Consider the following 18,752-nt stretch of genomic DNA (forward strand, 5'->3'; position numbering starts at 1 on the left):
ATTCGAGCATACAGACAATTGTGATACGCATCACATGCAGATGATAGCCGGGCAAACAAATACGTGCATACCGTAAATTTGCGTCTTCGAGTCAAGTTGAAGAGGTGAATCACGTGCTCCGCACGGTATTTTCGATCATAAGCATGGCGTGGGCACTCACGGTGTTCGGTCTGGCCTCCAGTCCAATAGCAAACGCGTACGCCAACTGTGCAGAGGCGCGGGCCGCCGGTGCCGCTCCGCTTTACGCCGGCCAACCCGGCTACAGCAGGAGGCTCGATCGGGATGGCGACGGTGTCGCATGCGAGACAGGGAGCGGCGGAACACGAGCGCCCGCGGGGTTAATGCCGTCGTATCCGGTGCAGCCGCCCGTCCCGGCATCACCCGCCCCGGCGGGACCGGTCCCCACCGCCACAGGCACCGTCACGACGGTCGTTAATTGGTCTGGCGCCGACTGCATCGATATCACCGCACCGAACCCGAACGCCGCGGGCATCCTGGAAACCGCCAATTTCTGCGGCGGCTCAGCGCAGTTCCAAATCTCCCCTACCAGTGGTGCGCAGATGGTGGGCGCGGACCCGAATATCGGCTCCGCCAACGCGGCATCGTGTGAAATTCTGTCGGGCAGGCTCGTCGACTCCGGCACGTTGGGCGACGGGCACGACATCAACTGCCTGACGCGTTTCGACGCCCTCCGCTAGCCTCCACCCCACACCGCCCGAGCGCCGGAATCCCCGACCCGGATCACCGCGGCGATCGCCGCCAGCCCGATGGCCACGGTCAGCACCGCCACCACGGCAGCCGTCGCGCGACCGTGGCCGGACCACCACTGCAGCAGCGCCAACAACACCGCGATCACGAGCAATGCCGCACCGACGTAGGGCATCCAGTTCCCGCGCTCGGCGTGCTCCTGGAGCACGGCGGGCGGTTGCGGGAAGTTGGCGTACATCGCTTCCCCCGCCTCCACGGTCAACGGGGTCAGGGCTGCCGTCACCGCGGCCAGCACCAGCACGAGCCACACCAAGCGGTCCCGCGCGGCCGGCCACAGGGCGCACAGGATCTCCAGCAATGCCACCAGGGGCACCAGCACGACGATCGCGTGCACCAGCAGCGGGTGGGCGGGCAGCCCGGCGATCGTGTCCATGGGCCGAGGATCCCACGCGAGCGTCCCCGAAATGCCAGGAATGGCGGCGTGTCACTGTGCAGACACGGGCGCTCGCCGAAGAAAAAGCTACGCCGCCAGCGGGGTGTAGGTGGTGGTGCGCTGGCGGGCTGGGCGGCCGATGCCCTCGGCGATGGCGACCAGTTCTTCGACGGACTTGGCCGAGCCGTTCTCCGAGCCGGCCATCCGCGAGATGGTCTCCTCCATCAACGTGCCACCCAGATCGTTGGCGCCGCCGTTGAGCATCACCTGGGTGCGTTCGGTACCCAGCTTCACCCACGACGTCTGGATATGAGAGATCCTGCCGTGCAGCATGATCCGCGCCAGCGCGTGTACCGCCCGGTTGTCGCGGTGGGTGGGCCCGGGCCGAGCGCCGCCGGCCAGATACAGCGGCGAGGACTGGTGCACGAACGGCAGCGGCACGAACTCGGTGAACCCGCCGGTGCGGTCCTGGATCCCGCGCAGCACGTTGAGGTGACCCACCCAGTGCTTCGGGGTGTCGACGTGGCCGTACATCATCGTCGACGACGACGGCAGCCCCACCTCGTGCGCGGTGGTGATCACGTCGATCCACTCCGAGGTCGGCAGCTTGCCCTTGGTGAGCACCCAGCGCACCTCGTCGTCGAGGATCTCGGCGGCGGTGCCGGGAATGGAGCCCAGCCCCGCCTCCCGCAACGCGGTCAACCACTCCCGCACCGAAAGACCGCTGCGGGTCACACCATTGGCGATCTCCATGGGCGAGAACGCATGCACGTGCATCGACGGCACCCGCTCCTTGACCGCCCGCACCAGATCGGCGTACCCGGTGACCGGCAATTCCGGATCGATACCGCCCTGCATGCACACCTCGGTGGCGCCGGCGACGTGCGCTTCCCAGGCCCGGTCGGCGACCTCGGCGGTGGACAGCGAATAGGCGTCGGCGTCGCCCTTGCGCTGCGCGAACGCGCAGAACCGGCAACCGGTGTAGCAGATGTTGGTGAAGTTGATGTTGCGGTTCACCACGAACGTGACGTCGTCGCCGACGACGTCACGGCGCAGCGCGTCGGCCAGCGCGGTGACCGCATCGAGCGCCGGGCCGTCGGCGGTGGCCAGGGCCAGGTACTCGTCGTCGCTGCAGCCGCCGGGATCACGCTCGGCCGACCGCAGGGCCGCCAGCACGTCGGTGTCGATGCGTTCGGGTGCGCGGGCCGCCAGCTCGGACACCTTCTCGCGGATGGACTCCCAGTCCCCGAACGCGCTGCCCAGGTCACTGCGCGTCTCGGTCAGACGGCCTTCGCTGTCGATCGCCGAATGCAGGTCGATGCGCCCCAACGATTCCGACGCCTCGTCCGGTTCCTGCCAGGGCCGGCCCACCGGATTCACATCCCGGGCCCACCCGGTGTCCGGGTCGGCCAGCGCGTCGACGTGCCCGCGCACCCGCGGATCGATCCACGCGGCCCCGGCCTGCACGTACCAGGGCTGGGCGGTAAGCCGTTGCACCAGTTCATAACCGGCCTCTGCGGTCACGTCGGCGAGGTCGTCCAGCGCGGGCCACGGCCGCTCGGGGTTGACGTGGTCGGGCGTCAGCGGTGACACCCCGCCCCAGTCGTCCACCCCGGCACCGATCAGGGCCAGGCATTCGTCCCGGGACACCAGGTTCGGCGGGGCCTGGATACGCATCTTCGGTCCGAGCACCAGCCGGGTCACCGCGACCGTGGCCAGGAAGTCGTCGATGCCGGCGTCGGGCACCGACGCCATCGCGGTGTGGTCCTTGGCCCGGAAGTTCTGCACGATGACTTCCTGGACGTGCCCGAACTCCTTGTGCGAGCGCCGGATCGCGTGCATGGTCTCGGCGCGCTCGGTCAGCGTCTCGCCGATACCCACCAACAGACCCGTAGTGAACGGGATGGACAACCGCCCCGCATCGTCGAGGGTGCGCAGCCGCACCGCCGGATCCTTGTCCGGGCTGCCGTAATGGGCCAGCCCCTTGGTCTCGAACAACCGCCGGGAGGTGGTCTCCAGCATCATGCCCATCGACGGCGCCACCGGCTTGAGCCGCGACAGCTCCGACCAGCTCATCACCCCGGGGTTCAGGTGCGGCAGCAGGCCGGTCTCCTCCAGCACCCGGATCGCCATCGCACGGACGTAATCCAGCGTGGAGTCATAACCACGCTCGTCGAGCCACTGCTTGGCCTCGTCCCAGCGGGCTTCCGGACGGTCACCCAGGGTGAAAAGCGCTTCCTTGCAACCCAACTCAGCACCGCGGCGAGCCACCTCGAGGATCTCGTCGGGTTCCATGAACATGCCCTTGCCAGCCGCCCGCAAGCGGCCGGGCACGGTGACGAACGTGCAGTAATGGCAGGTGTCCCGGCACAGGTGGGTGACCGGGATGAACACCTTGCGCGAGTAGGTGACCGGCAGACCGCCGCCGGGACCACGCCGGCCGGCCGTCTCCAGGCCGGCATCGCGGACCCGCGCGGCACTGGCGCACAGGTCGGCGAGGTCGGCACCGCGCGCCGTCATCGCGATCGCGGCTTCCTCGACATTGAGCGCCACCCCGTCGCGGGCGCGGCGCAAGACGCGGCGTAGCGCGGACGCATTGGGCTTGGGCGGGATCACCGGGCTGGGCAGATCGGAGCCGTGCTGCGGGTTCAGAGCCACTCCCCTGTAACCCGTGCGTCGTCGCGAATCATCCGCGCGTCCCACTATGTGAAACCACTGCCCCTGGCATAGGGGCCACGATAGTCCGAGCCATCGAGCAAGACGCGCCGACCCGATGCAGCCGGCCGGGAGTTGACACTGGCGTAAGTTCAGCAGCGTCGACGATCCCAAGAACCAGGAGCCGCGATGCGTGTGTCTGTCCGTTCGTATCTGATGGCAGGTGTGGCCGCACTCGCCGCCGGCACCGTCGCGATCCCACCGTCGATCACGCCGACCGCTCCCGCCCCGGCGCCGGTGCACACCCAGGTACGGCTGGCCGCCGAGACGAGGACCGCCTGGGCGCCCAAGCCGGTGATCGCGCTGATCCCCAAGGCTGCGACCGCCGGCACCACCGCAGCCACCCCGGCCGCCCCGGTGCGCACGGCCGCGGCCGGCAAGACCGCCGCCGCACCGAGCGCCGCACCCGCGGCGGCCACCGTCACGCCGACGGCCGCGGCACTGGCCTTCCCCGGGCTGAGCAACGCCATCATCCAGGGCTACGACTGGGTCATCGGCTGGGTCGACTACGGGGTCGACCTCGCCCAGTACGCCGTCGGCTGGATTCCCGTCGCCAACATCTTCGCGCCCCAGATCGGCATCGTGTACTACAACCTGATCGAGCCGATCCTCACCAGCGCGGTGTACAACACCGCATACGTGATCGGCGGGCAGGTCGATCTGATCCAGGGCATCAGCAACGTCGTCAACGACAGCATCGCCGCGGGCCGCGGATTCATCCAGGCCGAGATCAACTGGGCGCTGAGCTGGCTGCCGCCGCTGCCACCCCTACCGTTCACCGCGACGGCAACCACGGCAGCCAAGACGGCGGCCGTATCGCTCACCGCGACCGCCGAACCGACCGACGGGAAGCCGCCGGTGACCGCCGAGCAGCAGACCGATCAGGGCAGCGAGCACGAGACCGAGCCCGTCGACACCAAGCCGACCGAGACGGAGCCCGTCGACACCAAGCCCGTCGAGACCGAGCCCGTCGACACCAAGCCCGTCGAGACCGAGCCGGCCGACTCGACGCCGGTGAAGGAACCCAGCGATACCCCGGCGACCCCGGAAAGCCCGAAGACCCCGGAGTCCGGCACCGCGCCCGAGAAGTCCGAGAAGCCCGACACCACCAAACCCGACACCCCGAAAACCGACGACAAGAAGACCGACACCAAAGCCGGGACCGACAAGACCGACACCGAGAAACCGGCACCGAAGAAGGCCGAGCCGAAAAAGAAGAAGCACGACCACCCATCGGCCGGCGATTCCGCCCCGAAGGCCGACACTCACACGGGTTCGGACGCCACCTAGCGGCCCCGCGCGTACCGCCGCAGCACCATCAGCGGCGGCAGCACGCCGACCACCACGAGCAGCAACAACAACAGCGCACCGGATGCGGTCAAGCCGAACACGATGTCACTGCCCGGCCCGCCGAGCGTCAACGCCCCGATGGTCGCGAGCCAGCACCACAACGGCAACGCGCCGACCCGGGGTGACAGGGTCCACTGCAGCGCCGCCCACACCAAGGCCGCATTCACCAGGCCGCTGATCAACACGCTCACCGGGAACGGCGCACCACTGACGCGCCAGGGCAACAGAAATGCCGCGAGCACGGCGGACAGCACACCGTCCAGCGACAGCAGCGAAAGCATGACGGGCGGCACCCAGGCCGGGCCGTCGGTTTCCTCGGTTGTCAGGTCGGGATGCTGTCGAGCAACGCCACCAGCGAACCGACCACCCACTGGAAGTTGTCGAGGCGGTCCTGCTGGTGCTGCAGATTGGGATCCAAATCCGGGTCCATGCCGGGGAGCTTACCGCGTGTGCAAACCCGTCAGCCCAGATTCACGCCGGCGAGCAGATCGGTCTCCACCCCGTTGGCGTCGCGCTCGCCCGCCGACCCGGCGGCCAGCACGTAATGCTCGATCCCCCACAGCGGCAACGCGACGAGATTCGACAGCGCCAGCGACCGGCCGTCGGGAGCCACGCTGACCTGGGTGGCGTGGGCACGCAACGCGGCCGCTTTGGCCGGCAACTGCGCCGTGGCGTCGATGACGGCGTCCACCTTCTCGTCCGGATAACCGAAGGTGAGGTCCTCGGGGTTGATCCTGATCCAGTCGGCGGGCGGGTCCCCGAGCGCGGCCAGCCCGGCGGCGATCGCCGACTGCGCCAGCACGGTCCAGTAGAACTTCGGCACCTGCCACGGCTCGCCGGGATGGCCGTCGCCGGCCGCGGCCGCGACGGCGGCGGTGGTGACCTCGTGCGCGCGGATGTGGTCCGGGTGCCCGTACCCGCCGTTGGGGTCATAGGTGACGACGACGTGCGGGCGCATCTCCCTGATGACCGCCACCAAGGCGGCGACGGGTCCCTCGATGTCGGCGTCGACGAAGCGCTGCCGGTGCCGCGCCGGCGTGCCCGGCATCCCGGAATCGCGCCAGCGACCCGCGCCGCCGAGGAAGATCGGCTCGCCGGCTCCGAGCGCGGCCAGCGCGGTGCTCAGCTCGGAGATCCGGTAGCCACCCAGTTGATCGGCGGCGTCGACGGCGAGCTGGGACCAGCGATCCCCGATCACCTCGCCTTCCTCGCCCATGGTGCAGGTGACCACGCGCACCGTGGCACCCTGCGCGGCGTAGTGCGCGATGGTCGCGCCGGTGGTCAGGGACTCGTCATCGGGGTGGGCGTGCACGAAGAGCAGCCGAGGTGTTTGCACTCCCCTAGATTTACCCTGTGCCGCCGACCGACGCGAAGAACACCGGTGAGCGGCGCCTTCTGGAGTTCGGTTGCGGTGTCCTGGCGGTCGGCCTGCTCGCCGGCGTCGCGGGCGCCGCCACCACCCTGCTGCTGCACTACGTCGAACACCTCACCTACCACTATCACCTGGGCACATTGCTCACCGGTGTCGGCGCGGCCGGCCACATCCGGCGGGCCACCGGACCGATGATCGGCGGGGCGCTCGCCGGCCTGGGGTGGTGGCTGCTGCGACGGCGCGGACCGGTCCCGTCGCTGACGGCGACGATCAGCGCGCACCGCCCGCTGGCCCGGATACCGATGGCCGTCGATGCCGTGCTGCAGGTGCTCGTCGTCGGGTCGGGGGCCTCACTCGGCCGCGAAGGCGCGCCCCGCCAACTGGCCGCGGTGTTCGGCGACACCGCCACCCGGCGCTGGACCCTGACCGAGTGGGACCGCGAGATCCTGCTGGCCTCTGCGGCCGGCGCCGGATTGGGCGCGGTGTACAGCGTGCCGATCGGCGGGGCACTGTTCACCGTCACGATCCTGCTGCGCAGCTGGCATCCCCGGGTGGTCGGCACCGCGCTGGTCACCTCCAGCTTGGCGGTGGCCGTCGCCGCGCCCGTCACCCACCTGGAGCATCCCCTGGTGTGGCCGTCGGCCGGGGTGTCCTACCGCTTCGTGCTGCTGGCGCTGGCCGTCGCCCCGCTGGCGGTCGGGATCGGGATGGCGTTCAACCGGCTGATGGCCGCCGCCCGGCCGCGCACGCCATCCGCCTCGTGGCTGCTGATCCCGGGTATCGCCGCGGCCGGGCTGCTGACCGGCATCTGCTCCATCTGGTACCCGGAGTTGCCGGGTAACGGCCGCAGCATCCTGGCCGTCGCCGTGGACAGCTCATTGACGTTGTCGGCGGCCGCGGTGATCCTGCTGCTCAAGCCGGCCCTGACGGCGTTGTTCCTGCGGGCGGGCGCGGTCGGTGGCCTGATCACCCCGGCGCTGGCCACCGGCGCGGCGGCGGGTTCGGTTGTCGCCCTTGCCCTCAACGAGTTCGCCGGGGCCGGGCTGAACGTCCCGGCGGCGGCGCTGACCTGCGCCGCGGGGGTGCTGGCCATCACCCAGCGGGCGCCGCTGTTCGCCGGGGTGTTCGTGTGGGAGCTGGCCCGCCCGCCGGAGTGGCTGCTGATCGTGTTCGCGATCGCCGCCTTCGCCGCCCATGCGCTGTGGAAACGTGTTGCGGCTAAGGCTGTTTGACCCATTTGCCGGCGTCGCCGACGATCCCGACCGGGACCGCGCCGGAGAGGCTGACCCCGCGGACTCGCGGGCCGGCGGCGACGATGGTGGTGTCCTGCAAGATCGGCAGCACCGTCGCCATGTTCCACAGTCGCGGCTCGACGGCGTCGATAACCTTGCCGATCTCCTCGGTCCCGGCCAGCGCGGACTCGATGCGCGGCTGGATGCTGCGGTCGCAGACGCCGGTCAGGTTACTGGGCACCGTCACCAATTCGCCTGCGCCACTGGGCGGCGGTGCCGTCGCGGTCGGGGTGGGGGGAGCCGAGGTCGCCGGCGGTGTCGTCCGCGTGGGTGACGACGACGGAGTGGTCGTGATACTCGGCGACGGCGTCGCCGTGGACACCGAGGTGGCCTCCAGGGCCGGGCAGCCGTAGCGCGACGCGAGCGCGGTGGCCAGATCGCCGCCGGCCTGATGCCAGCCGACGATCGCATCGACCTTGTTGTTGGCCAAGGCATCTCCGTACAGCGCGACGGGGTCGAGCGCCGACACCGAGGCGGCGATCCCGACGCTGCGCAACTGGTCGGCCGCGGTGTTGGCCACCGCCACCGAGGTGGGATCGTTGGCCGCCACCCCGATCACGACCGTCAGCGGCTGGCCGTCCTTGGAGATCTGGCCGCGGGAATCGTCGGGCGGCGGCGTGCCCGGCGTCGACGGTGGGGTCGAGGTCACCGGCTCGACCTGATAGCCGGCGTCGGCCAGCAGTTGCAGCGCGGCTTCCCGGGTCAGCGCCGGCGGAGCGGTCGGCACGTAGCCGGGATCCGATGGCGACCGCACCTGGGCCTGCGCAAGTGTCACGGTGTTGTCCGAGCCGGCGCCCACGGCGGCCAGCAGGTCGACATCGAGCAACCCGAACAGCGCCTTGCGGACATGCGGGTCGGCGAGCGCGGGCTGTTGGGCGCGCAGCGTCAACTGCATCACCCGGGGCGTGACGATGCGCGCGGTGCGCACGTCCGGGATGGCCGACAGTTGCGCGAAGGCCGCCTGGCCGCCGTGCACCTGAGCCACCTGGGTGTCGCCGTTGCGGATCGAATCGGCAAGGGCCGCAGGCGCTCCCCCACGCCGGAAGAGGATCTGGTCGGGCGCCGCCGGCGGGCCCCAGTACCGGTCGTTGCGCGCCAGCAGGATCTCGTCACGCTGCGGGTCGATGCTCTCGACCCGGAATTGGCCGCCGGTCACCGGCATGGCCCGCACCAATCCGGCGCCGAAACCACCCGGCACGTCCTTGACGATGTGCGCGGGCAGGATGTCGTTGAACAGTTCCCGCCATGCCGGGTAGGGCTGAGAGAAGGTGACGACGGCCGTCTTGCCGCCCTCGACCGACTGCACCCCGGTGATCAGGTCGTAGCCCGCCGGATCGACCACCCCGGGCTGGCTGACCATCTGCCGCCACAGATACCAGTAGTCGTCGGCGGCGATCGGCGCGTTGTCGGTCCAGGACGCCTCGGGCTTGATCTTGTAGGTGACGGTGAACGGCGCCTCGCTGGTCACCTCGGCCGACACCAGCAGGCTGGTATCCAGTTCCCACCGCGAGCCCGTGGGCGACGCGGGGTCCGGAACCGGCCGGAACGAGCTGGGCAGCACCAGTGCGGAGATGGCGGCGTTCACCGGCGACTGGTCGGACATCAGATGCGGGTTGAACCCGGCTCCGATCGAGTCGATGGCCATGATGATCTGCATCGACTTGGGCGGCGGCGGGGGCGTCGACTGCGTCGTCTCGGTGCTCTGCGGAGCGGGCGGCGGGCTCACCGTGCACCCGGCCAACACCAACGACGTTCCGATCAGTGCGCCGGCGACAGCGCGGAAACGTCGTGGGTTCGTCGGCACGCACAACAGGGTATCGGCATGCCCGGGAGCCACCCCCAACATGGGTTCGCGGCGCCGATCGAGGATTGTTTCGACTAGAGGTCGTAGTTCTGTCGAAATTCCATCAATCCGGTCAGAATATTAGCTACCAGATGGTCACTGCCGCGGTTCAGCAACCTCACAGCCATACTGACTCCTTCGCAAGAACCCGAATATCACGTGCATATATGCCGCCGGAGCTTCCATCTGGAAAATATTCACTGAGCATGTAAAAAGTGGCTGTAATTCCGCTTGCGCGCATATTGGCAAACAAGTAGCAGACCCCGACAGAATTAAATTGGAACACGTTTTACCAAAGTTCCCTCCCGCTCCTTCCGCCGTACTACGGTCAGCCCCGTCGGAGTGACCGACATCACAATTCCGGTGAAGGAGAGAACGTTGCAACGTGCATTGCGCCCCTATGTGACGACGGGCATCGCGTTGGTGGGTGCCGGCGTCATCGCGGTGACCCCGGTGACGGCACCACCACCGGAGGTCCATCTGCCGGCCGTCACCCTCGCCGCGAACCCGGTCGTCGACGCCTACACCGAGCTGCTCCAGAACACCTGGACCAACCTGCAGGCCGTCGGTTCACAAGCGTGGAATCAAGGCATGCCGATCCTGGAACAGTTCCTGGTCAACACCCGGGCCAACCTGAACATCGTGGCCAAGGTGCCGCCGGAGATGTTCAACGCCCTCAAGTACTCGGTGCAGCAGATCCGGCCGACACTGGACGCGGCGGGTGTGCAGCTGCAGGCCGGCCAGGTCGGCGAAGCGATCAACACGCTGTGGAGCGGGCTGGTGATCAATCCCCTGGTGGGCGTTGCCTTCCCGCTGCTGAACACCCTGCAGATCCCGGTCAACATGGCCAAGACGTTCGCCCGGGTGGTCGAAGCGCTGCCCACGGCGATCCTGATCGGTGTGGGCCTGCCGGTCCTGAGCACCATGACCGCCGTGGTGAACTCACTGGGCGTGGTGGCTCAAGGGCTTTACGACGGCATCACCACCGGCAACCTCGGCGCCGTGCTGACCACCGTGCTCACCGCTCCGGCCACCGTCATCGGCGGTGCGCTCAACGGCGACCCCAACACCGGGACCGTCGGCCTGATCAACGGCCTCGTCGCCGGAATCCTCAACGCCCGCCAGACCATCGCCGACGCCATGGCCCCGCCGCCGTCGCCGCTGGTCAAGGCTGCCGGGCCGGCCGCCCTCGCCACGGCGGCGGCCACCGAGCTGCCCGCCACCACCGCGGCGACGGTGACCCTGGATACCGCGCCGGCAGCCCCCGACACCGGTGCCACCGACACCAAACCGGCCACCGAGGGCGCCAAAACCGAAGGGACGCAGGCCGAAAAGACCGGGACCACCGACACCAAGACGGCCGAGGCGGCACCGGCGGAAACCAAGACCGAGCCGGCCGAGGTGAAGACACCGTCGACATCGGCCAACGGTGCCACCGACCTCAGCGACGGCAACAAGGTCACCCCCGGCGCCAAGGTCGGTGACCCGGCCGGCGAAAAAACCTCGGAGACAACGTCATCCGGGAAGGCGACCGAAGAGCCGGCACCCACCGACCCGAAGGGGACCGACAGCAGCACGTCACCGTCGGGGTCCACCGGCTCGGCATCGACGGATACCGGCAGCGGCTCGTCCGGTGCCACCGCCGGCGCCGGCTCGTCATCGACGGCGGGCGATTAACCGAGAGCGGCCGTCAGCCCTGCTGCTGCTTCGCGCGTGCCTTCGCGCGGGCGCGCAGGCTGGCGGTCAGCTCGACCTTGCGCACCCGCACCACTTCCGGGGTCACCTCGACACACTCGTCCTCGGCGCAGAACTCCATGGCCTGCTCCAGGCCGAGCTCCATCGGCCGCGCCAGCGTCTCCATCACATCGGCCGTGGAGGAGCGCATGTTGGTGAGCTTCTTCTCGCGGGTGATGTTGATGTCGAGATCCTCTGCGCGCGGGTTGATCCCGACCACCTGGCCCTCGTAGGTGTCCTCACCCGGCTCGACGAAGAACGTCCCGCGATCGGCCAGCTGGATCATGGCGAACGGCGTGACCTGGCCGGACCGGTCGGACACCAGCGAGCCGGTGTGCCGGGCGCGGATCTCGCCCGCCCACGGCCGGTACCCGTCGAACACCGCGTTGGCGATGCCGGTGCCGCGGGTGATGGTCAGGAAGTCGGTGCGGAAACCGATGAGCCCGCGGCTGGGCACGATGAAGTCCATCCGGACCCACCCGGCGGCGTGGTTGGTCATCTGCTCCATGCGGCCCTTGCGGGCGGCCATCAGCTGGGTGATGGCGCCGAGGTGTTCCTCGGGACAGTCGATGGTCAACGCCTCGAAGGGCTCGTGCAGTTTGCCGTCGACCTGCCGGGTGACCACCTGCGGCTTACCGACGGTCAGCTCGAAGCCCTCGCGGCGCATCTGCTCGACCAGGATGGCCAGCGCCAGCTCACCACGGCCCTGCACCTCCCACGCGTCGGGCCGGCCGATGTCGACGACGCGGATCGACACGTTGCCGACGAGCTCTTGATCCAGCCGGTTCTTGACCATGCGGGCGGTGAGCTTGTGTCCGGACACCTTGCCGGCCAGCGGTGAGGTGTTGGTGCCGATGGTCACCGAGATGGCCGGCTCGTCGACGGTGATGCGCGGCAGCGCGTGCGCGTGGTCGGGGTCGGCCAGGGTGTCGCCGATCATGATCTCCGGGATGCCGGCCACCGCGACGATGTCGCCGGCCACGGCCTCCTCGGTGGGCGTGCGCTCGACGCCGACGGTGCCCAGCAGTTCGGTGATCTTGGCGTTGGTGACGACGGGGTGCCCGTCGACCTCGCGCATCCAGGCCACCTGCTGGCCCTTCTTCAGCCGGCCCTTGTAGATGCGGATCAGCGCGAGCCGGCCCAGGAACGCCGAGGCGTCGAGGTTGGTCACCAGCGCCTGCAGCGGCGCGTCGGGATCGCCCTGCGGCGGCGGGATGTGCTCCATCAGCACGTCGAACAGCGGGTCGAGGTTCTCGCCGTCGGGGTTTTCGCCGTTGGCGGGCTGGTTGGTGCTGGCGATGCCGGCACGACCGGAGGCGTACAGCGTCGGCAGGTCCAGCGCCTTCTCGGCGGCGGCCTGAGCGTCCTCGTCCAGGTCGGAGGCGACGTCGAGCAGCAGGTCGTGGCTTTCCTCGACGACCTCGGCGATGCGGGCATCGGGCCGGTCGGTCTTGTTCACCACCAGGATCACCGGCAGGTGCGCGGCCAGCGCCTTGCGCAGCACGAACCGGGTCTGCGGCAGCGGGCCCTCGGACGCGTCGACCAAGAGCACCACACCGTCCACCATCGACAGGCCGCGTTCCACCTCACCGCCGAAATCGGCGTGGCCCGGGGTGTCGATGACGTTGATCACCGTGACGGTGCCGTCGGCGTTGTGCCGGTGCACCGCGGTGTTCTTGGCCAGGATGGTGATGCCTTTTTCCTTCTCAAGGTCACCGGAGTCCATGATGCGTTCGGTCGCGTCGTCACCGCGGTGGGTCAACGCACCGGACTGCCGCAGCATGGCGTCGACCAGGGTGGTTTTACCGTGGTCGACGTGCGCGACGATGGCAACGTTGCGAAAGTTCGGGCGAGAATCCACGACGGTGATTGTCGCAGTGTGAGTACCCGATCACGAAAACGACGGAAGAGCCCGTGAAGAAGCTGGTATCGGCGAAGCCGAAGAAGAAGTGCTGCCGGAGCAAGCCGCGCTGCAAGCGGTGTCCGCTGGTGCTGCACAAGGTGCGGAAGGCGGCGCACGCCGGTGTGTCTGGTAAGGAGCTGGAGAAAGTCTTCAAACATGCCAGAAAGTCGTGATGACCTGCATAGACCGGCAGAATCGGGCGTACCGTTGAAGTGTCCGTCACCGATGGTTGGAGGTAGCGATCATGACGGTTTACGAGGCACTCACCGTAGCGCTGATCGTGGTGCTGGCGCTGGCGACGACGGCGGCGATCTACCTCGGATTGCTCAACTGGATCGGCGCGGCGTTCGTGGTCCGGTGTGCGGCATGTCACCATCTGACCTTCGCCTCGGCCAATGCGCCGCAGGCGTCGTGCCCGCATTGCCGCCATCAGGCGCTCATCCACCCGATCTACTCCGCCCAGCATCCCGGCGGTGAGGTGCGGGTGGTCGGCGACCGGCTCCGGTACTAGGGGAACCGGCCGTCAGGGCGTCTGCAGCAGCACCAGCACCCGGCCGTCGTCGGACCCGGGGAACGCGGCCGGGTCCAGTCCGTAGTACTTCTGCTGCGTTTCGGTGACCTCGTCGATCACCTTTCCCTGGGTGTGGATGACACCGTTCTTCGCCTCGGCGACGGCGGCCTTGAAATCCGACACCGTCATCGACTCGGCCAGCAACAACGCCTCACCGCCCCCGTCCAGGCGAACCAGCACCCCGGCTCCGGCGTAATTGTTGCCGCCGCGACCGGTTCCGTTGGGCGCCCAATACACCGGATCCGATGTCAGCTCACCTTCCACCCGGACCTCCGCACCCGGACGATCGCCGACGGCGACGACGGGCCAGCCCGCCACCCGTCGCGCGTCCTGCCAGAACATCACCGCCAGCGGGATGCAGGTGATCGCATAGCAGAACACGACGAGCATCAGCACCGGCTTCCACGCGATCTCCCAGGCGATCCGCGGACTCACCCGCTCCAACTCCTTGCGACCGAATCTGAAGACGTACCAAGCCAATACCCGCGCAATGGCCAGGCCGGCGAGCAGGGCCATCCCGACCAGACCGGTCACCCGCCAGTAGAAGGTGCTGTCACCTTCGTCGCGGCTGAAGAACCACATGGACAGCGGTAGCGGCAGGATGATGAGCAGTAGCAGCGCGTAGGACGGATGGCTGGACAGGTAGTCGTAGGTGACCCGGGCCCGGCTGTTGGCCACCAGCAGATCGACATCCCCGCCGAGCGGTATCCGGGCCATGGGCGCCCAGCTGCCTTCGCGCACGCGCGGCCGAACCAGGCTGCGGACGACGAAGAATCCGCACACCAGGGACACCATCAAGGCACCCCAGAACACCGCGGGCACCGCTCCCCCGGTGCCCGGCACCCCCAAGGCGCCGCGGATGTCGATGACCTTCCCGATGAAGAAGGCCAACGGCATCACGAAAAGCAGTTCCACGAACGTGATTTGGACGAGCTGTGGGATGCGGCTGCCGACCCGGTCGAATGCCAGCACGCCCCGCCAGAGGAATTGCAAGAATCGCATCGCCGGCCAATCGTCAGGGGTACTCGAGCAGCAGCATGACACGCCCTTCGGGAGGCGGCTCATCGAAATCGTCGAGATCGAAGCCGTAATACGTCCGCTGATCCTCGTCGATGGACTCGATCACCCGGCCGTGAGAGTTCAGCACCCCACCGCCGGCCTCCTTCATCACTCCCACGAAGTCAGGGACCGAGAGCGCCTCGGCGAGCAGGAGCGCGTCACCACCGGATTCCAGGTCGACGAGCACACCGGCACCCGCGTAATTGTTGCCGCCGCGGCCGGTCCCGCGCGGCGCCCAGTACACCGGCTCGCCGGCCACCGCGCCGCGCACGCGGAAGAACTCGCCTTCGTGGCCAGACCCGTCGGCGGCGGTCACCTCGGGCAGGTGTGCGATGGTGCGCTGCTCCTGCCACCACATGTAGGCCACCGGGACCGCGCTGACCGCGTAGATCAGCACCAGCAGCATGATCAGCGGTTTCCAGGCCATCTCCCACGCCAGCCGGGTGGCCGATATCGGTGCGTCAGCGAGTTGCGTGTCCAATTGCGCACGGCCGCAGCGGAACACATACCAGGACAGCAAGCGGGCCAGCGCGATCAGGCCCAGCAACACCAGCCCGGTGTAGCCGGCGACGCGGTAGTAGAACGTCTCGTCGCCGCGGTCGACCGTCATCCACACCATCACCAGCGGGATCCAGACGGTCAGCAGGTGCAGCAGGATGTAGGACGGATGACTGGTCAGGTAGGTGTAGGTGACCGCCCAGGCGCGGTTGCCGCCGTACACCGTCACCGGTCCGACGTCGGCGCGCACCATCGGCGTCCAGGTGGTCTGCACCAGCCGCGGTCGGACCAGGCTGCGGACGAACAGGAAGCCGAACACCGCCGACACCGCCAGCGCGCCCCACTGCGCCCCGGAGATCGAGCCGCCGGTGCCGGGCACGCCGAACGCACCGCGAATGTCGATGAGCCCGGCGATGAAGAACATCAGCGGGATGACGAACAGGAATTCGATCAGCCACGTCTGGATCAGTTGCGGTACGCGTTTGCCCACTCGGTCGAACGCCAGCACACCACGCCAGATGAACCGCAGCACGCCCATGGCTCGAGGAGATTACTGTGTGCCGGCTGTGCGCGTGGCAAACCCGGATCTACCGGCCGCCGGGTGTGCGCAGCGCGACGAGCAGATCGGGCACCCAGGCCCGGTCGGCCGGTACCCACGCCAGGCCGTCGAGTTCGGTGGCCGACACCCAGCGCAGCGCGCGGTGGTCGTGCGGCTGCGGGCTGCCGTCGGTGAGCGTCACCCGGTAGGCACGCAGCGTCATGCCGTTGGGCAAGGTCACATCCGGGCCGATGCGGGCGCCCACGCTCACCCGGATCTCGAGTTCTTCGTGCAGTTCGCGGGCCAGGGCCTGGGCGTCGGACTCTCCCGGCGCGACCTTGCCGCCGGGCAGCTCCCAGAGCCCGGCCAACTCGGCGGGACGGGCCCGTTGCGCCACCAGCAGGACGTCATGCGAAATGAGCGCCCCCGCAACGACAATCTGCTCATGCATCGCCGATGACGGTATACCGTCGATTGCATGGCTGTGTTGACGAACGAACAGGTTGATGCCGCGCTGGCCGATCTTCCCGGGTGGGAACGGGCAGCGGGCGCCCTGCACCGGTCGGTCAAGTTCCCGGCGTTCCTGGACGGGATCGACGCGGTGCGCCGCGTCGCCGAATTCGCCGAGCAGGCCGACCATCACCCCGATATCGATATCCGTTGGCGGACGGTCACTTTCGCATTGGTGACGCATTCCGCCGGCGGGATCACGGAGAAGGATCTGGCGATGGCGGCCGATATCGACCGGATTCTGGGCCAGTAGCGGCCATCCACCCCAGTGTGGCCAGGGTGGCCACGGGGTAGATCAGGGCGGCCCAGGCCAGGTACCACGGCCGGCCGATCTCCCAGATGGTCGGTTGCGCGAAGCTCAACAGCCAGGGCAAGCCGACGAGCGTCAACGCCAGCCAGCCCCATCCGAAGACCCGCGCGCCCAGCCGCTGCCGCAGTGGGCCGTGCAGCAGCCAGATCATCAGCGGGATCAGCCACACCCAATGGTGGGTCCACGAGATCGGCGACAGCAGCAGGCCGAACAACTGCACGATCACGATGCCGGCCAGCCGGTCGTCGGCGCCGTCGACCGCGCGCCAGGCCAGCACCGCCAGCACCGCGGCCACCACCAGGATGGCCACGACCACCGGTCCGTAGCCGGCGTCGTGCCCGACGATCCGGGAGATCGCGCCGCGCACCGACTGGTTGAACGACGTGCCGATCGGGCCGACGCGGCCGGCATCACCGAGCAGATCGGTGAAGTAGTAGCGGCCCTGATCGCCGACCACCAGGATCGACAATCCGACCGTGGCCGCGAACACCAGCGCCGAGAACGCGACGGCCGCCCAGCGCCGCACCCCCACGAAGTACAGGCCCGACACCGCCGGGGTCAGCTTCACCCCGGCAGCCAGGCCGACCAGCAGGCCCGATACCCACCACCGCGAGCTGTACACGGCGTAGAGCACGGCCAGCACCAACAGGACGTTGATCTGCCCGTAGTCGAACGTGCTGCGCAGCGGCTCGATCCAGATACCCACGGCCGTCCACGCCATCGCCAGGCGCGCATCGGTTCGACCCAACAACCGCAGGCTCAGCGCCACCACGCCGTACAACGCGGCGATGATGCCGATCTGCCACAGAAACGCCACCACGCCGAACGGCAGCAGATGCAGCGGATAGAACACCACTGCGGCGAACGGCGGATACGTGAAGGGCAGCGGGAAGTCCGGAGTCTGGTCGGCGTAGACGTAGTCGTAGAGCGTTCCCGGGTGGTCGAGCGCCGCCGCGCCACCCACGTAGACGTGCAGGTCGACGAAGTTCGCGCCGTTGGGCACCAGATACGTCCAAGCCAGCCGGGCCGCGATGCTGAGCGCGAGCACGACCGGCGCCAGGCGGGTCAGCGGCGCGCTGGGTGCGCGCGAAGAGGTGGTGTCTACCGGCACGACTGTAGCCGCGCGGTGCGCGGTCACCATCGGCGCACACCTCCGTAACGGTTGAATAACCGCCACACGTGTCACTTGAGTAACACCAGTAACTGGATACCTTCGGGAGCAGGCCTGCCGTCAACGAATTGGGGAGAACCATGCCAGCTACCAGAAAAGCCTTTATTTCCAGCGTGATTGCCGGAGCCGGTGCTGCCACCGCGCTCGCACTGAGCCCGCTGGCCGGCGCCGACCCGGTGCCGCCGGCACCGGTCACGCCCGGCGCGCCGGCCGCACCCGCCCTGCCGTTCGCCAACCAGATCGCCATGGCGCCCCAGCTCATCCAGGGCCTGGCCTCGGCGCTGTCGGGCGGCGGAGCCGCCACCGCCGCACCCGCGGCCGCGACGCCCGCCGCGGCTCCGGCACCGACGGCGAGCGCCAACCTGACGCTGCCGCAGCTGCCCGCGGTGACCCCGGCGTCGGCGGCCGCACCCGCGGCAGCCGCTACCGCGCCTGCGCCCACCGGCAATGTGTTGCTGCCCGCGGCCGATGTGAACCTGCCGCAGGTGGCCGGCCTGGATCTGCCCAAGCAGTTGGACTTCCCGGGCGCCCTGGCCGGGTTGATGCCCGCCGGCTCGCCGCTGGCCGGCCTGCTGCCCAAGGCCGCCTCGGCCGCGACCACCGCACCCGCTGCGCTCGGTGCCCCGGCGACCGCCGCCGCTCCGGCCGCCGCGTCCGCACTGCCGGGTGCCGCGGGACTGGTGCCGATGCTGCTGCCGACCAACGCGCTGTCCGCATTGCCGTGACCCGGCACTGACCGACCGTC

Annotated in this window: 18 protein-coding genes; 8 read left to right on the forward strand and 10 right to left on the reverse strand. The window is 68.9% G+C overall.

The genetic code is table 11. The features are described 5' to 3' along the window. Nucleotides 1-104 precede the first annotated feature (104 nt). Entirely contained in the window at nt 105-698 is a 594-nt protein-coding gene (locus BN977_RS07180) for an excalibur calcium-binding domain-containing protein (protein WP_234709515.1), read from the forward strand. Here the strand turns inward: BN977_RS07180 and BN977_RS07185 are convergent. Together BN977_RS07185 and BN977_RS07190 are read right to left on the reverse strand one after the other, a co-directional pair. Then, a complete protein-coding gene (locus BN977_RS07185; protein WP_036396879.1) occupies nt 695-1,141 on the reverse strand; it encodes a DUF2231 domain-containing protein in 447 nt (148 codons plus the stop codon). The genes BN977_RS07180 and BN977_RS07185 overlap by 4 nt on opposite strands. 87 nt (nt 1,142-1,228) lie before the next feature. Next, nucleotides 1,229-3,799, reverse strand: coding sequence for a bifunctional FO biosynthesis protein CofGH (locus BN977_RS07190; RefSeq protein ID WP_036396880.1), 2,571 nt, complete (start codon nt 3,797-3,799; stop codon nt 1,229-1,231). A gap of 186 nt (nt 3,800-3,985) precedes the next feature. Here BN977_RS07190 and BN977_RS31365 point away from each other — a divergent pair, with 186 nt between their 5' ends. After that, nucleotides 3,986-5,146: a hypothetical protein gene (locus tag BN977_RS31365; RefSeq protein ID WP_051561130.1), complete on the forward strand. Its 1,161-nt coding sequence runs from the start codon at nt 3,986-3,988 to the stop codon at nt 5,144-5,146. On the opposite strand, the gene BN977_RS07200 is transcribed toward BN977_RS31365, so the two are convergent. Both BN977_RS07200 and mshB read right to left on the reverse strand, forming a co-directional pair. Further along, the gene (locus tag BN977_RS07200; protein WP_036396882.1) at nt 5,143-5,577 is read right to left on the reverse strand and encodes a hypothetical protein; all 435 of its coding nucleotides are present in this window, start codon (nt 5,575-5,577) and stop codon (nt 5,143-5,145) included. The genes BN977_RS31365 and BN977_RS07200 overlap by 4 nt on opposite strands. An 89-nt stretch (nt 5,578-5,666) precedes the next feature. Next, nucleotides 5,667-6,542: an N-acetyl-1-D-myo-inositol-2-amino-2-deoxy-alpha-D-glucopyranoside deacetylase gene (mshB, locus tag BN977_RS07205; RefSeq protein ID WP_036396884.1), complete on the reverse strand. Its 876-nt coding sequence runs from the start codon at nt 6,540-6,542 to the stop codon at nt 5,667-5,669. 17 nt (nt 6,543-6,559) lie between these two features. On the opposite strand from mshB, the gene BN977_RS07210 reads away from it, so the two are divergent. Then, nucleotides 6,560-7,810, forward strand: coding sequence for a chloride channel protein (locus BN977_RS07210; protein ID WP_036396885.1), 1,251 nt, complete (start codon nt 6,560-6,562; stop codon nt 7,808-7,810). Here the strand turns inward: BN977_RS07210 and BN977_RS07215 are convergent. Beyond that, entirely contained in the window at nt 7,797-9,680 is a 1,884-nt protein-coding gene (locus tag BN977_RS07215) for an ABC transporter family substrate-binding protein (protein ID WP_109790178.1), read from the reverse strand. The genes BN977_RS07210 and BN977_RS07215 overlap by 14 nt on opposite strands. A gap of 411 nt (nt 9,681-10,091) precedes the next feature. Here BN977_RS07215 and BN977_RS07220 point away from each other — a divergent pair, with 411 nt between their 5' ends. Further along, on the forward strand, nt 10,092-11,390 hold the full coding sequence (locus BN977_RS07220) for a hypothetical protein (protein ID WP_131590039.1): 1,299 nt from the start codon (nt 10,092-10,094) through the stop codon (nt 11,388-11,390). Between the two features lie 13 nt (nt 11,391-11,403). Here the strand turns inward: BN977_RS07220 and typA are convergent, their stop codons facing one another. Then, nucleotides 11,404-13,308, reverse strand: coding sequence for a translational GTPase TypA (gene typA / locus BN977_RS07225; protein ID WP_036396887.1), 1,905 nt, complete (start codon nt 13,306-13,308; stop codon nt 11,404-11,406). Between the two features lie 53 nt (nt 13,309-13,361). On the opposite strand from typA, the gene BN977_RS32820 reads away from it, so the two are divergent. Next, the gene (locus BN977_RS32820) at nt 13,362-13,523 is read left to right on the forward strand and encodes a hypothetical protein (protein WP_165576299.1); all 162 of its coding nucleotides are present in this window, start codon (nt 13,362-13,364) and stop codon (nt 13,521-13,523) included. Between the two features lie 71 nt (nt 13,524-13,594). Next, on the forward strand, nt 13,595-13,861 hold the full coding sequence (locus BN977_RS07230) for an FmdB family zinc ribbon protein (protein ID WP_024450902.1): 267 nt from the start codon (nt 13,595-13,597) through the stop codon (nt 13,859-13,861). A gap of 12 nt (nt 13,862-13,873) precedes the next feature. Here the strand turns inward: BN977_RS07230 and BN977_RS07235 are convergent, their stop codons facing one another. Genes BN977_RS07235 through BN977_RS07245 form a run of 3 tightly spaced genes read right to left on the reverse strand, consistent with a single transcriptional unit; the run spans nt 13,874 to nt 16,467 of the window. Further along, nucleotides 13,874-14,923 (reverse strand): hypothetical protein, encoded by a 1,050-nt coding sequence (locus BN977_RS07235; protein ID WP_036396889.1) that lies wholly within the window; start codon nt 14,921-14,923, stop codon nt 13,874-13,876. A gap of 13 nt (nt 14,924-14,936) precedes the next feature. Continuing rightward, nucleotides 14,937-16,016, reverse strand: coding sequence for a hypothetical protein (locus tag BN977_RS07240; RefSeq protein ID WP_036396890.1), 1,080 nt, complete (start codon nt 16,014-16,016; stop codon nt 14,937-14,939). A gap of 49 nt (nt 16,017-16,065) precedes the next feature. After that, nucleotides 16,066-16,467, reverse strand: a complete 402-nt coding sequence (locus BN977_RS07245; RefSeq protein WP_036396892.1) for a (deoxy)nucleoside triphosphate pyrophosphohydrolase — start codon at nt 16,465-16,467, stop codon at nt 16,066-16,068. Nucleotides 16,468-16,494: 27 nt separating this feature from the next. Here BN977_RS07245 and BN977_RS07250 point away from each other — a divergent pair, with 27 nt between their 5' ends. Next, nucleotides 16,495-16,779, forward strand: a complete 285-nt coding sequence (locus tag BN977_RS07250) for a 4a-hydroxytetrahydrobiopterin dehydratase (RefSeq protein WP_036396893.1) — start codon at nt 16,495-16,497, stop codon at nt 16,777-16,779. Here the strand turns inward: BN977_RS07250 and BN977_RS07255 are convergent. After that, nucleotides 16,724-17,977: a mannosyltransferase gene (locus BN977_RS07255; protein WP_084172434.1), complete on the reverse strand. Its 1,254-nt coding sequence runs from the start codon at nt 17,975-17,977 to the stop codon at nt 16,724-16,726. The genes BN977_RS07250 and BN977_RS07255 overlap by 56 nt on opposite strands. A gap of 143 nt (nt 17,978-18,120) precedes the next feature. Between BN977_RS07255 and BN977_RS07260 the strand changes: the two genes are divergently transcribed. Further along, nucleotides 18,121-18,732: a hypothetical protein gene (locus BN977_RS07260; RefSeq protein ID WP_051561132.1), complete on the forward strand. Its 612-nt coding sequence runs from the start codon at nt 18,121-18,123 to the stop codon at nt 18,730-18,732. The last annotated feature ends 20 nt before the right edge of the window (nt 18,733-18,752 follow it).

It is taken from the genome of Mycolicibacterium cosmeticum, from assembly GCF_000613185.1.
Lineage (GTDB): Bacteria > Actinomycetota > Actinomycetes > Mycobacteriales > Mycobacteriaceae > Mycobacterium > Mycobacterium cosmeticum.